General features: G+C 49.0%; 17 protein-coding genes. 2 read left to right on the top strand and 15 right to left on the bottom strand.

Translation table 11 applies throughout. The features are described 5' to 3' along the window. Nucleotides 1-56: 56 nt before the first annotated feature. From NC238_04335 to NC238_04315, 5 genes are all read right to left on the bottom strand, one after another. The gene (locus NC238_04335; GenBank protein MCM1565186.1) at nucleotides 57-1,994 is read right to left on the bottom strand and encodes an NlpC/P60 family protein; all 1,938 of its coding nucleotides are present in this window, start codon (nucleotides 1,992-1,994) and stop codon (nucleotides 57-59) included. Between the two features lie 45 nt (nucleotides 1,995-2,039). Further along, nucleotides 2,040-2,447, bottom strand: a complete 408-nt coding sequence (locus NC238_04330; GenBank protein ID MCM1565185.1) for a DUF6075 family protein — start codon at nucleotides 2,445-2,447, stop codon at nucleotides 2,040-2,042. A gap of 70 nt (nucleotides 2,448-2,517) precedes the next feature. Then, nucleotides 2,518-4,854 carry an ATP-binding protein gene (locus NC238_04325; GenBank protein MCM1565184.1) on the bottom strand — a complete coding sequence of 779 codons (2,337 nt, stop codon included), beginning with the start codon at nucleotides 4,852-4,854 and terminating at the stop codon, nucleotides 2,518-2,520. Then, complete coding sequence (locus tag NC238_04320) at nucleotides 4,847-5,212, bottom strand: PrgI family protein (GenBank protein MCM1565183.1); 366 nt, start codon at nucleotides 5,210-5,212, stop codon at nucleotides 4,847-4,849. Before NC238_04320 ends, NC238_04325 begins: the two co-directional genes overlap by 8 nt. A 58-nt stretch (nucleotides 5,213-5,270) precedes the next feature. Beyond that, nucleotides 5,271-5,468, bottom strand: a complete 198-nt coding sequence (locus tag NC238_04315; protein ID MCM1565182.1) for a hypothetical protein — start codon at nucleotides 5,466-5,468, stop codon at nucleotides 5,271-5,273. 240 nt (nucleotides 5,469-5,708) lie between these two features. Here NC238_04315 and NC238_04310 point away from each other — a divergent pair, with 240 nt between their 5' ends. Next, nucleotides 5,709-5,963: a helix-turn-helix domain-containing protein gene (locus NC238_04310; protein ID MCM1565181.1), complete on the top strand. Its 255-nt coding sequence runs from the start codon at nucleotides 5,709-5,711 to the stop codon at nucleotides 5,961-5,963. A gap of 90 nt (nucleotides 5,964-6,053) precedes the next feature. Then, nucleotides 6,054-6,332, top strand: coding sequence for an intracellular growth attenuator family protein (locus tag NC238_04305; protein ID MCM1565180.1), 279 nt, complete (start codon nucleotides 6,054-6,056; stop codon nucleotides 6,330-6,332). Between the two features lie 11 nt (nucleotides 6,333-6,343). Here the strand turns inward: NC238_04305 and NC238_04300 are convergent, their stop codons facing one another. From NC238_04300 to NC238_04255, 10 genes are all read right to left on the bottom strand, one after another. Then, on the bottom strand, nucleotides 6,344-7,183 hold the full coding sequence (locus NC238_04300; protein ID MCM1565179.1) for a hypothetical protein: 840 nt from the start codon (nucleotides 7,181-7,183) through the stop codon (nucleotides 6,344-6,346). Between the two features lie 63 nt (nucleotides 7,184-7,246). After that, on the bottom strand, nucleotides 7,247-7,474 hold the full coding sequence (locus tag NC238_04295; protein MCM1565178.1) for a hypothetical protein: 228 nt from the start codon (nucleotides 7,472-7,474) through the stop codon (nucleotides 7,247-7,249). A gap of 5 nt (nucleotides 7,475-7,479) precedes the next feature. After that, nucleotides 7,480-7,788 (bottom strand): TrbC/VirB2 family protein, encoded by a 309-nt coding sequence (locus NC238_04290; protein ID MCM1565177.1) that lies wholly within the window; start codon nucleotides 7,786-7,788, stop codon nucleotides 7,480-7,482. Between the two features lie 27 nt (nucleotides 7,789-7,815). Continuing rightward, a complete protein-coding gene (locus NC238_04285; GenBank protein ID MCM1565176.1) occupies nucleotides 7,816-9,579 on the bottom strand; it encodes a type IV secretory system conjugative DNA transfer family protein in 1,764 nt (587 codons plus the stop codon). Beyond that, complete coding sequence (locus tag NC238_04280) at nucleotides 9,566-9,757, bottom strand: hypothetical protein (protein ID MCM1565175.1); 192 nt, start codon at nucleotides 9,755-9,757, stop codon at nucleotides 9,566-9,568. The genes NC238_04285 and NC238_04280 overlap by 14 nt, the downstream gene beginning before the upstream one ends. Nucleotides 9,758-9,768: 11 nt before the next feature. Beyond that, nucleotides 9,769-10,668 (bottom strand): ArdC-like ssDNA-binding domain-containing protein, encoded by a 900-nt coding sequence (locus tag NC238_04275; protein MCM1565174.1) that lies wholly within the window; start codon nucleotides 10,666-10,668, stop codon nucleotides 9,769-9,771. A 6-nt stretch (nucleotides 10,669-10,674) separates the two neighbouring features. Then, on the bottom strand, nucleotides 10,675-11,505 hold the full coding sequence (locus NC238_04270; protein MCM1565173.1) for a DUF3801 domain-containing protein: 831 nt from the start codon (nucleotides 11,503-11,505) through the stop codon (nucleotides 10,675-10,677). After that, nucleotides 11,456-12,853, bottom strand: coding sequence for a relaxase/mobilization nuclease domain-containing protein (locus tag NC238_04265; GenBank protein MCM1565172.1), 1,398 nt, complete (start codon nucleotides 12,851-12,853; stop codon nucleotides 11,456-11,458). Before NC238_04265 ends, NC238_04270 begins: the two co-directional genes overlap by 50 nt. Then, nucleotides 12,813-13,184 carry a MobC family plasmid mobilization relaxosome protein gene (locus NC238_04260; GenBank protein ID MCM1565171.1) on the bottom strand — a complete coding sequence of 124 codons (372 nt, stop codon included), beginning with the start codon at nucleotides 13,182-13,184 and terminating at the stop codon, nucleotides 12,813-12,815. The genes NC238_04265 and NC238_04260 overlap by 41 nt, the downstream gene beginning before the upstream one ends. Beyond that, a complete protein-coding gene (locus tag NC238_04255) occupies nucleotides 13,181-13,591 on the bottom strand; it encodes a DUF3849 domain-containing protein (protein ID MCM1565170.1) in 411 nt (136 codons plus the stop codon). Before NC238_04255 ends, NC238_04260 begins: the two co-directional genes overlap by 4 nt. Nucleotides 13,592-13,757 lie beyond the last annotated feature (166 nt).

Raw genomic sequence — 13,757 nt, 5'->3', positions numbered from 1 at the left:
CCGCTGATTATTCGTCAAATCCATCAAAGCAAAAATACCCTTATTTTCGGGTAAAACTATTCAAAAAACTTAGGTCTGACAATCATATAGAAGCCTGATGAACTTGAGCCCGAAACACTGGTTACCACTACATTGTTCTCTCCGGCATTGCAATTGGCAATCAACAGATTTCCATTTTCCTTGCCTACAACAATGCCCACATGGCTTAAATCGGAATAAAACGCCAGATCTCCCGGCTGTGCCTGATTCCAACTTACCGCAGTACATGCAGTATACTGACTGGAGGTACCGAATCCGATTCTATCCGCGATATCTGAATTTTCCGTAGCATTGGCAAACACCCATGCCACATAGCCCGAGCAGTCCAATCCGAAAGGCCGTACTGTTCCGGTGGTAGGACTTCCCTCGGCTGTTACCTTGGTAAGTGTTCCCCACCGGCTGTCCCAGCCGATAACTGTGGATTTGCCGCCCCAAAAATAGTTTACTTTGCCGAGAAGGGAATAAGCAGCCAGCACAGTATTTTTCCGTTGTTCATCCAAATCTTCCGGCAGGTTTTGCGTAATAGCCGCAATTTCCTGCGGGGAAAGGGTAATATCCGTATAGCTGCCGATAAGCCTCATAAATAGCTGCTGGTATTTATCCTGCATAAGCTCGTTCAACATTCCCACTTGCTGCGGATTGAAATTGTATTCGACGATCATGTTCGAATAAAATTTAGAGGTGACATGAATATGCAAGACTGTCTCGGTGCTGGTAACCGTTTCTTCGCTTGTGTTACCGTCCTTGTCTATGGTGGTTGCCGTTCCCTCATGCTCAATCGTTTCTAGCCAGTAGTCGATTTTGTTCATATCCCAAAAAATATTCCACAAGATCCCAACTTTTGTGTCGTCAAGGGTGGCAACTTCAATGCCGTTTTCCGGATCAGAGGCCACTTTTACCGCGTAAACCGCAAGGATGTCCCGCCAGTTACTGACCATATTGCTATTATCGTTGTTGGATAAATCCAGCGTGTCATGCGGGTTTTTCTTCTCTATCTGATTAAGTTTTGTCGCAAATTCTCCGTTCAGTTGGCTGACGGCCTCTGTCATAACCGGCGTATTCTTACCGGTGTCTTCATTGGAAAAGAAAACCCCGAAAACTGACTCTGACATGAGCCCTACCAGGCATATCAGCAGGATGATAACAATCGTTGCCCAGCCGCCTGCGGCAATCATTGCAAGCAGGCTCTTCAACGCCGCAATGATTGCTTTAATTGTGGTCTGCATTGCTTTTACCGCCGCTTTTGCTGAGACAGCCGCCACTCTTGTTGCCGCATGCGTTGCCTGCGTAGCCCTTTTAGCGGTTTGGGCGGTCTTAACGGTGTTTTTGGCTGCTGACCGTGAGGTCTTAATGGCTGTGGCAGCACTACGTTCGATGGTCTTAACTCTTCTCTGCGCCGTTTTTACCGTGCCTTTAGTCGCTTGCTTTACGGTTATACTACGCTCTCTGGCAAATTGTTTGATCCTGCGTCCCGTTTGGCCGTGAATTTTGCCGACCTGCAATGCTGCTTTTTCTGCGGGTTGAAAAACTGAATTTTGGAAGGTTTGAGCAGCTTTTCTTTCAGCCGTTTGCTTTGCCGTTAAAGTTGCTTTGCCCTGAACATATCTCTGTTTTGATTTTGGAACGTTAGCGCCGGGATAGGAGGTATGCCCCGACTGATCCCTGCGAGTAATAGTATTAGAAGTACCCGTCCCGCCTGCCCGCCTTTCCTTGATTTTCCACACCGCGTTTTTACCGTGTTCTCCCACAGTTAGCGCTTTTTGAGCAACTGTTTCCGTACCGTCTTTTACTCCACTCACTGCCTTATCCACATAGTTACTGTCTTCGTTATGCCCGTTTTGCTCCGTCTGCTCCTTTGTACGGATATAGGCGTCTTTCATCCTGTGCGATACATCCGAAGCTTTATCCAGTACCTTAATGTCTCTGATAACAGATTTCGTCCTTATTTCTTTCATTAACCCACACCTCCTCCCCGACTGGACATAATCTATCTGAAAGGTTTACAGTTCCTTTGCAGAGAGCTGCCGATCAGGATGCTCCGTACCCCGGCAATACTCGGGATAGCGCAGCCGGATAGCTTCAAAAAAGTAAGGAGCAAAACGGCAGTCAAACAGTTCATACGGGGCAGAGTACCTCTCTTTTCCCTCCTCAGTCCACCCGTTCCAAAGGTTAAAAGCCAAACGGCACAGACGAATAGTTCCTCCCGTCTGCCAGGCTGCCGCAAGATTTTGCGGCTCGATACAATTTTCTTCAAAGTTGAACAGGGAATGAATATGCTCCCTTGTCTCCTTACTAATCCCCATCGTGTAGAAAAACGCCCTGTGATATACATCAGTATTACATGCCGCTTTAAGCATATTGTAATAAAAGGCCTCATGCTCTTTGTCTGCAAACCAGATATTTTCCATTAGATTTTCTCCTTCAGTATGATGAAAAAGCCGTCATTACGTACAGGCTTTCCCCAATAAACATATAGGATTAGATTTCAGCCTGTTCGCCAGGTTTTGTGGTCATCAGGCGGTAGAGCCTGGTATTGCGCGGAAATTGATCGGCAAAGGGGACAAGGGAACTTCCCACCTTAATCAACCCATTCCCCGCATCCACGTTGGTGATGTAGCTGAGCTGAAGGTCGGAAATGTTCAAAAGCCTAGCCAGCTCCATTCTGTCGGTGCTGGCCTGATTGAGCATGACGATGAATTCACTGTTGGCCAGCATGGTCCTAGCCGTGTGGCTCTGCAGCAAATCATCAACATTTTGGGTAATGCCTGTGCAGAACGCCCCGTACTTCCGGACGCGCTTCCACAGGGTAAAAAGGAAATTGGCCGAATACTCATGCTGAAACATCAGGTAAATCTCATCAATAATTATGAAAGTATTTTTACCCTTGGCCCGGTTCCGGGTAATCCGGTTCAGGATGCTGTCCAGCACCACCAGCATACCGATGGGCAAAAGCTGCTTGCCCAAGTCCAGAATGTCGTAGCAAATCAGGCGGTTGTTGACGTCCACATTGGTCGGTTTGGCGAAAGTGTTCAGGCTGCCGCTGGTGAACAGCTCAATAGCCAGGGCAATTTCCTGCGCTTCCGGTTCGTCCTGCTTTAGGAGCTCTGCGTGAAAATCCTGCAAGGTGGGTGTAATTGCCTGGAAATTGCTTTGCAGATACTTTCGGTAGACATTCGCGGTGCAGCGGTCGATCAGGGACTTCTGCTTGGCCCCCAGGTTTTGACCGCCGATCAGCTGCTCGCATAAGGAAAGGACAAATTCGGACTTCAGGATGACCGGGTTGGCCCCGTCCCCGTAATCCCGGTTCATATCCATAGCATTGATATGGTTGGGGGAGGTTGCGGAAATATGAATGATCTCACCGCCCATGGCTTTGACAAGGGAAGAATATTCTCGCTCCGGGTCGATCAGTATTATGTCGTCATCGCTGGACAGGATCTGGTTGACAATCTCCCGCTTGGCTGTAAAGCTCTTGCCGGAACCGGATACGCCCAGGATGAAGCTGTTGCCGTTTAAGAGCTGCTTGCGGTTGGCGATTATCATGTTCTTGGATATGACATTTTGGCCATAATAGATGCCGCCGCTGTGGGAAATTTCCTGCGCCCGGAAAGGAATAAACACCGCCGTACTCTCGGTGGTTAGCGTCCGGATAGCTTCAATTTTCCTTAGTCCATAGGGCAGTGCCGTATTTAATCCGTCCATCTGTTGGAATGTCAGGGTGGAAAACTGGCAGAGATGCTTCCGCGCAGTGGTCAGCAAGGTTTCGGTATCGCTGTCCAGCTGCTCCTTGCTGTCCGCAACATGCACCATGGTAAGTACCGCAAACATCATCCGCTGGTCGCGGGTTGTCAGGTCGTCGAGGAATTCCTTGCTTTCTTTGCGTTGCTGTTCCATGTCGTAGGGTACAACGGCGGAAAAGTTATTGTTCTGGTTTTGCCGTCTCTGCCAGTTTGTGATGTTGGTTTCCACCCCAAGCAGTCTGTTTTCCACCTCCCGTACCGCTTCATCCGTGGGGATGGGGATAATATCCAACGACAACATCATGCTGCGGTTCAAATCGCAGAGTTCGGATATCATGCTGTCCTTGATGTAGCTGGCATATTCCCGCAGGAAAATCACGCGCCCAAACTTGTTCCCCATACGGAAGTGGTCTTTTTCAAATTCAAAAGTACTGGGACAAATATAGTCCTTGAAATCGTGACCTTTTCGCATCGTTTCGGACAGATCAAAACGAAAATCAGTTTCCTCGCCTGGACGGAAAAAGTCGTACAGGATGCGTAGGCGATCAACAGCGTCCAGCTCCACGCACTTTGAGCCCAGGTGGGAAAAGTGGGTGATCAGGTCCGCACCAACGCGGGAAAAGTAGTTCCGCGCTTCCTCGATATTTTTTTTCAGTACCGATAAGGTCACGTATTTGTCTTGGACAATCCCGTTAGCGCCGGTGGCCTTGTCCAAAAGCATCCGGTTGTATTCGCCGCGATATTCGTCCAGCCCGTCCTCCTTGAGCGGGATGAGGATGGAGCTTTCAAAGTCCGTTTTGTTCAAGCGCCGATTATTGATGGTGATTTTAGTAGTCGCCCCACTGTCCAGGGCATTGAGCAGTTCGGAATAGGACAGGAACATCGCTTCTTTATCTTCTTTTGAAGCTACTGCGTAATTGATGTCCGTAAAACGAAAGGATTTGGAAAACTTGTTGCCTACCTTAAAAATTCCGTCCGGCCAGATAGCCTTGATGGGAATGACCTGCTGAACGCCTTTGGGGATAACAAACTGCTCCTTATCCTGCTTCATAATTTTTTGCAGGGTCTTAATCATGGCGTTTTGATTCCTCCCTTTCCTTGTTTTGAACGGTCTGCTTCAACGCTTCGAAATACACGTTTGTCGGATAAAACATCAGTTTTTTGGGCAGGATAAACTCCGATTTGAGATACGCCCAGAAAAACTGTTCCGCTGTCATGCCGTGATAGCGGATAAACCCCATGGCGGCAAAAGGAAACGCGCCTAAAATGCACACCCAGCTCACTGTTTCCGTGCCTAAGACATTCCGCAGGCCGAAGTAGATGCCGATGGCAACGCCAACAGCCAGGAGAGAAAAAACAAACTGCCGCATGGACAGTCCAAAGAACAAGCTTTCTGTGTAATCCCGGATTTCCCGGTTGATTTTAACTTCCAAAGTGTATCCACCTCCGTAAAAAAACAGCGCCCCTCAACGAAGCGCTAGCAAGAATTATTTACCGTTCCTGCCGGTTTTTTTTATGCTTTTCTTTTTCGATTTGGATCTTGACCACCAATTCGTCAACCTTACGGTTCTGTTCCATAAATGCCTCATCCTGTATAAGGCGAATACCGTTTTTCAAGGCTTTATTACCAAGTCTGTTGAGTTTTTTCTTCTCTCTTTCAAATTCGTCATAGAGAGACCCCTTTTTCATTCTCTAATCTCCTTTGTCTGATTTTAAGCCGGATGACAAAGGAGTGTTCTTCATCATCCTCATAATGCAGCTTGATGTGTTTACATACCATGAAACAGCAGATTTCTGTCTCATCTTTTAGAAGGACTCCTTTCGGTTTTTACTGCGATTATCGACTTATTTTTATATTTTACTGCGATTATCGCATTAAAACCATTGTTCCCTCACATAAAATTGAGAAGAATAGTGAGGTGCAAGGGTATGAAACCACGACAGAACCCGCCCGGCAATAAAAACATGATTGGAGCCAAGGTTGTTGCCCTTCGGAAAGCAAAGAAAATTAAGCAGAAAGATTTTTTAGCGAAACTGCAAACCGTGGGCTTGGACATCAGTGCGACAAGTCTTTCACGTCTTGAAGGGCAATACCGTCTTGTTCAGGATTATGAGATCGTTGCGATTGCGAAAGCATTGGATATTTCTATTGAAGATTTGCTGGGGAAAAGGCTGAATGATTAATGCGGGTACACCGCTAAAATAGTCCGTGCGCAGCCTTCCAATTCCTTCCTCGATACGTGATAATAGGGGATAGGAAAGGAGGGTTTGTTTGTGTTGTATACATCCATTTTCTTATTTTTACTGATGCTGGCTCTAAACTTCATCTTTAAGATTGCGTCGGTTTTTCGCTTGGGCATTCCGTTGCTTTATGTTCTTTTGGTGGGCGCTTTGTTCCCAAACTTTGTACAGGAACATGAAATGCTGACAACCCTAATCTTTTTAGCCCTGCTTGGCCTTGTGGCCCTGAGTTGGGTTGCGGCCATCCGCCGAAAAATCCGGCACAGGCGGGAGCAGAAGGAAAACCAATATTATGAGGACATAAACACCTGAGAGTATTAAATTTACAACCCCATCATTTCCCGCACCACCCGGTCAGCCATTTTTACGGCCCCGACCAGCACCAGCATATTGAAAATCGACTCCCCGATATAGGACCATACCATTGTGACGGCGCTGGCACCGGTGTCCACCAACGGTGGGGAAGACGCAAAGACGGAAAAAATTACGCAGGCCAGGACGATAATGGCTCCTTCCAGACACACGGCGGCGTAGCCTTTCAAAAAGGCTTTGCCGATGCTTTGGCTCGGCTCTCCGGCGAAGGAGGCCAGAGGCACAGGGGCAATGGCGGTGTATAAAAATATTTTAAAAAAGCGGGCGTACACCGTAAGGATCATAATAAAAGACAGAACCGTAATAAATAAACCGCCGATGAGCGTCACCGCCCACAGCGGAATACTCGCCCAGAAACCGCAATTCTCAATGGCCTGCACAATGGTGTCAGGCAGTACGGTCTGGGTGGTCGTCCCAAAGCCTGCAGCGCTCATGATGCTGGAGATAATCCCCTGCACGATATTGAACAGCGCCATCATTAAGTCCAGTCCATAAGTCACGACGCCTTTGGCCAGGGCAAACCGGATGAAAAGCTTCAAGGCGTGCTCCGGCTTTTTGACTTCGGCGAAGCTGCCGCAGGTTTTGACTACGCCAATGACAAAAAACAACACCAACAGGGCCATGCCAACGGCCTGCAATGCGCCGTGAATATTAACGATAACATTCCAAATACCGCCGCCTTTAAATTCAGTTGGCGATTGCGTAATAATTTGCAAAATCTCCGCCAGCTTTGCATTCCAGGTTGCCAGGGCATTATTGAGATTGTCGATGACCCAGTTGCCGTTTGACAAATAAACTCACCTCATTTCCGAGACAAAGCCCGCGTACGAAACGTGGGCTTATCCTTGTAATCATTACCGGCATGATTCATCCCTGCTGGGCATTTTGTCCCTGATGACGCCATATTTGTCATCCACGTAGAATTTATTGACAAACGGGTTATAGATTGCGTGGCACTTGACTCCGTTATATTCGGCAAGATAATCGTTGTCACCCAGTCTCTTGAGGATGGTAGCTTTCCGCAGTTCGCCGTTCAGTGAATGAATGTGCATTTCTTCATTGATCGGAAATGTATTAAACATGACGATCAACCTCCTGTAATCAGAGTAAGGATCTCTTTGGCAAAGGTAATAATCACTCCGCCCGCCAACGTCAGGAAGCCGTTGGCCCGCTGGGAAGGGTCGTGGGATTTAAGGGAAAGGCCGATTTGCACAATGCCGAAGCCTAAGAGAATCATCCCAATGGCGCGGATCAGTCCAAAGATGAAGTCGGACAGATTGTTCACCACCTGGAGGGGATCGCCTGCCGCGTAAGCAGGGGCGGTCAAGAAGGAAAGCATTAGTACCAGTGTGCAGTAAACGGCAATAGTCCTTTTGATTTTCCTGGACATTTTCATAGAATCATGCCTCCAATGTATTGTTTTTCAGGATTGCATCTGGGTTTCGAGTTCTTCCTCGGAGAGAAGCTCGTAATCGCTGTTTTCGTTTAGGACCACAGCTTTCCAGTCCAGGGCGGTTTCCGTACCGCCGTGCCGGAAAGGTTGGCCGCCGCCGTCAACAGTCAGTTTCAGATTGGAGTGTTTAAGGATATCATACTTGTCGTCCATAATGGCTCGTTCACCGCGGATAAAGAGCAAGGCATAGCGGTTGTCCAGCATTCGCACCTCGTCGGGGGTCAGAAGCTCGCGCCCCGACAACTGATAATTGACGGAGTAGCTTCCATTACGGCCCTTGCTCTGGCCGTAGGTGTTCATGTCAATGGTTTCCTTGCCTAAAAGCTCGGATACATACTTATGGGTACTTTGCTCATTGCCGCCCAAATATAGAAACTCGTCACAATTACCTAGAATGGATTCCCAGGTATCCTTAAACAGGGCTTTGAGCTGTGCCAGGTTTTGTAGGATGATGGACACGGATATTTCCCTGGAACGTATGGTGGACAGCAGCTTGTCAAACTCATCAGGCAGAGCGACATTGGCAAATTCATCCATAACAAAGTGGACATGAACGGGCAACCTGCCTCCGTACTTATAGTCGGCAAGGTACATGAGGTTTTGAAATAGCTGGGTGTAAAGCATCCCGACTATAAAATTAAAGGATAAATCGTTGTCGGGTATCACGGCAAAAAGCGCTGTCTTTTTCTCCCCGACTGAGGACAGTTCCATTTCATCCACCGTAGTGATTCCCGCAAGGGTGGACAGGTTAAACTTTTCCAGCCGGACACCCAAACCGATGAGAATAGATTTGGCCGTTTTGCCCGCCGCCAGCTTGAAGATGTTATATTGCTTGACTGCTAGGTGATCCGATTCCTGCATTTCCAGCCTTTCGAACAGCTCGTCAAGGGGGCTTTGATAGGATTCGTCATCCTCATGGACCTCAGCGGCGGCGATCATCTCCATGACCATCGGAAAATTCTGCTCTTCCTTCGGTGCTTCATAAAGAAGATAGAGGATTAATGCTTCCAGTAAAGCGGTTTCAGCGCGTTCCCAAAAGGGGTCGTTAGTGTTGGAACCTTTGGGCGTAGTGTTGCGGATCAGGTTGGTGACGAGCTTTAACACGTCTTTGTCATCCTTGAGGTAGGCGAAGGGATTGTAGCAATGGGACAGGTGCATGTTGATTAAATCCAGAACCTTGATTTCATAACCTTTTGCTTTCAGCAGGTTTCCTGTGTCCCGCAGGATTTCCCCCTTGGGATCGAGAACGATAAAAGAGGTGTTAGCCTGCATGACGTTGGGTTTGGCGTAAAACCTTGTCTTACCGGAGCCGGAGCCGCCCACCACCATGACATTCAAATTCCGTTTGTGCTTACGGCCATCCAGGCCTATACGAACGTTTTGCGTCAGGAGTTTGTTTTTTTGAGGCTCTTTGTCCCGGTATTTCTTGCAGACAGTCGCCGCGCCTCCCCAGCGCGCGCTGCCGTGCTCCTCCCGCCTGCGGTAATTGCGCTTGGTAGAGAGGTAAATCCCTATGCCCATGCCGTAGGCGGCAACAAAGAGCAGGATACACTTGAGCGAATCGTTTACCCACCGAATGTCAAAAGGATTGTTTATCGCTACCGTGAGATTGGCAAGAATTTCAGGAAGCCCTCCGGAAAGGGAAGGGGCGGTCAGCAAGGCCGCCCATACCACAGGGATTAAAAAAACCGCAAAGAGTATGAGGTTGCTCCTTACGGTTTCAACGCGCTTCATCGTGACTCCTGCGCTTCTGCTTTTTGGTCGGGGCGTCAATGGTTTTAAGAAGCAGCTCGTCTACGGCATCGGTGGGGCGTTGTTCTTCAATCAGGTCGTTTCTGAGTTCGTTCAAGGCGTTTACCATAACGCCGTATTCGTAGTCGTCCAGGGTAAGCACTCTTTCTTCTTCCTTCATAGGAATTCCTCCTAACGTTCCCGTTCCAGTCTCTTTTCCTGCCGCTGCTGTACAAGCATCCGGTTCATCCTGCCGGAAATTTCACCGGCAGTTTCTCTAATGGTTGAAAGCTCGGCGCGAATCTCTTGTGGATTCATGCTTCCCAGCATTTCCGGAGCGTGGTCGAAACGGTAGCCGCTTGTATCCGCACCGTATTGCTTGCAAAGCATATATGACGTGCAGTAGGCGTGGAAGCCATGTTCGGAACGGCCATAATCTCTGTCGCCTTTGTCCATTTCGGCATGGGCCAGTTCCTGGGATAGGGCGCGGAAAATATTTTCCGTGTCCATGCCGCACCGGATTTGAATTTCCCGCGTGTCCGGCTGATACAGCGCGTTTGTACCTTCCGGCAGCGTATCACTGATACGAATAGGAACAGGGGCGTGATCCATCAGCGCCTTGATACGGGTGCGGTCGTCGGGATAGGCCGAAGTCTCGTGTTTTAGGGCTTTCCCGGTCTGGGAAATGTCGAACATCTTTTTGGGGTTATAGCTGATGCCACTGGTGCCGTCGTCACGCTGGTATTCTTCACCCGGTTCCAGGATGTAAAAACCGCTTTCCTTTTTGCGGATATAGATGCCTTGCTCTTTCCAAGTATCGAAATCCGCAATGCGTGTAGCATTCGGTTTTTGAGCAAGGATTAAGAGGGCGTTGGAAACACTGTAACGGTCAAAGCGGCTTTGTACATCCAGATAGCTTTGGAATTGAGTACCGCCCTGAGCTACCGCTTCGGCCGTGTCGTCGATCAGGGAGTACACCATTTCCCGTTGCTCCTGCTTCTGCTGCTTCCATGCCTCTTTGTCAAAAGGCTGGTCGTTCCGGGGGGCAGGTGCTTCCTTTTCCTGCCGGAAAAGATCATCGAAACTGCTCATAGCATCTTACCTCTCTTTCGGTTTTTTGGATTTGGACTTTGATTTCTGCCTGTTTGATTTAGCTGTCTGTTTTGTAGTTTTCTGCATTTCTTTAGCAGGCTCGCGCTTGGCTTCCGCCTGCTCCCTTTGAGCCTCCCGGATTTCCTTCAATTCCTGACGGACGGATTTCCGTTCCGGCTCAACTGTACCCCCGGCGGTTTTCCCGCTGCGCTCTGAGGTAGGCTCGGACGGAAGGGGTTTCTCCGCCGTCGCCTTCGTAGGGTTTGGGTTGTCAGGCTGTTTGGCGGCAGGCTCCGGCTGGCCGGGTTTTGCCATCAGTTTATCCAGAAAAGCGTCCGCACTTTTTTCGGCGGGCGTTTCCTTGGCGGGAGGCGCTTTTTCGTCTGTACCCTTTTTATCAGGATTAGTGTCCTTTTGCTTGGCGGCCCTGGATTTTTCGATTTCGCTTTTGATGCTTGCGGTGTCCACGGTAGCCAGCTTGAAACGTTCCACGATGCGGTTGATTTTGGAAGCGTCTTCAGCCCGTACCATGATGTCGCACATCTCGTCCAGATTCTTCTTGTCCCGCAGGGCGCAGTATAAAATGCCGTAGCGTCTGGCTTCCTGGGTGAATTTCTGCAAGTCCTCGTTTCTGACTGTAAAGACTTTCAGTTCCTTGCCGCTGCGCAAAAGCGTTTCCAGACGGGTTTTACCTCTGGTTTTCTTCTGATCTCTCAACACAGCGTACAAATAGGTGGCAAGGTTTTTCGCGCCCTCGCCGGAGATTCTGGCTAGTACCTCAATTCCTTTAAAGGTCATATTGACGATCTGATCCGCTGCGTCGGCTCCGTTGTTCATAGGTCTTTTCCTCCTTCCTTTGCTGGATTTCCTCCTGCTTAATCCGGGATAGCTTTTTCTGCATCTCCCCAGAACGGGACAGGATGTCCGCACAGAGCTTTATTTCCTTACGGTGCAGGCTGATTTGTCGGGAAAGCCCAGCAATCTGCCCCTTGTATGCCGAAACTTGCTCATCGTTCTTACACCGGCGTATCCGGTTGTAAAGAGCTTTGCGGGAGTCAAACAAAGTAGTCATTTCCTGCTGTAATCCCTGCTTATAAGTGAGAAGCTGCTCTTTACTCGAAATATGGCGGGTGCAGAGTAGCTTGGTTTGGGCGGTAAGTTTCTCCATGTGCCGGAGGTCCTCGCGCAATAAAAAATGCGTCCTTTTGCTGGACGCGGATTTTTTTGGCAAAATGCCCATTTTATAGAGGTAGTGAAGGTAAAGTGCCTGCATACCGGTAAGCTTTTTTGCGGTTTTCAAGTTCTTACTATCCCGGATGGCATAGCGTTTTCGCTTTGGCTCCGGAAATGAATGTGGCCGTTTCGGAGCGCGGTTTCGAAGAATCCGCTGCTTAATAGCTTCCTCGGCATAATCGTCGCCCAAAGTTTTCAACCGAACAAAACGTTCTTTTCCCGGGGGACGCACCGCCATATATTTTACACCCGTTTTTACCTCGTAGCCCTGTTGACGTAGGGTGACGATAAATTGCGTGAAGGTAATGGATGCGGCAACGGCTTTGTCCACATCCTTGCGGATGAGGCCCCGCCAGGTGGGCTTACCTTCCTGCTCGGCCTGCCATTCGGCGTGGTGCTTGGATTTGCCCCACTGCGGGTTTTCGATGACGGACAGGGCGTATTCCCGACACAGCCGGTCGGAAGTCTCCCGCATGAGGGCATAGGTAGCGTTGTTGTCGTAGTACCGCTTGCCGTCCACGAAGGATACGGAGTTGAGAACAAAATGATTATGAAGGTGATGCTTGTCAATATGGGTGGAAACCACCACCTCAAAGCGGTTACCCCAAAGTTCTTTTGCCAGCTTTACACCGATGTGATGGGCGGCTTCGGGAGTAGCTTCTCCCGGCATAAAGGATTGATAGCCGTGGAAGGCAAGGATGCCGTCGGTTTTCTGGAATTGCAGCTTTGTCCGGGTCATTTGCTCACAGGCAATAACCGGATCACAATTGATGCCGGTTACGTAAAACTGTTTTTCAGTCTTATCGTCCTGTGCGGTATATTCCAGCACGTTGCGAAGCCCCTGGAAATCCGGATTTGAGAAATAGAGGTTCTCTGTTTTCTGGGAATTGACGGCATAGTTGATTACCCGATCAAGGCGGTCTTTTACATCCCATATTGCTGTGGTCGCCATCTTCATTTCTCCTTTCCGGCGACGTGACCGCCGCCTGGATGTCCAGCACGGTCTTTCTCAGCCGGGTGGCTTCATACTGGAATAGCGTCCGGTCAATGTGTCCCGTGGCATTGGCCTTGGCCGCGATTTGGTTTAAGTTGACGCCAATGGCGCGAAGCTCGCGCATCATGGCGTAGTAATCGGGTGGAGGAAGTTCTTTGGGCACATAACCGTTAATGAGAGTACGGATAAAGGTTTCCTGGGACAGACCCGATTTCTTTACCTGCTTGGCAAGGTTCTGCCGTTCTTTGGTGTCCAGTCGTACAAGAATTGGAATATTGCGTTTTCTCATCGTGCCTGCTCCTTAGGCTTGGGCTGGGAGAGTTCCTTTTCCTTTTGCATAGCAATCCGCGCAGCCTGATTCAGGATGGCGGGATGTTCATATAAGTTTAAGGCGAAAATACGCAGAGGCTCTTTTTCTTCCACAGGTGCCGGTTGGATTTCCGGATAGCGGTTCGCCCAAGCTTTGACTTTACTGGAGTAACGCTTGTCCCAAGGAGCTTCCCGGATAGTGTTGGACAGTAAAAGGGACACATTCTCCAAGCCATGCGTCCCAATAAGCTGTTCCATAAACTTCTTTAATGTGTTGCTGTTGTACGCCTGCGATAAGGCACAGTCATCCATCATGGCTTTTTTGCAGTCCCGCAATTTGTAGTAGTATTCATTACGCCATTGGTCTATAGTGTCATAATTTCCCATTCATTTTCCTCCCTTTCGTATTAAATGTTCTTATAAAAATACATAAAGGCGGACCCAATGGCATCGCCAAAAAATAAGGCATTCATTTGTAATCAAAAGGCCGCGGTACGAGGAGTGTCACCACTCAGCGTATGGCGGACCGGTCCCCGCGAGCGCTTTGATGTGC

The sequence above is a fragment of the Dehalobacter sp. genome (assembly GCA_023667845.1).
Classification (GTDB): domain Bacteria; phylum Bacillota; class Desulfitobacteriia; order Desulfitobacteriales; family Syntrophobotulaceae; genus Dehalobacter.
This window is presented reverse-complemented; position numbering and strand designations above follow the sequence as displayed.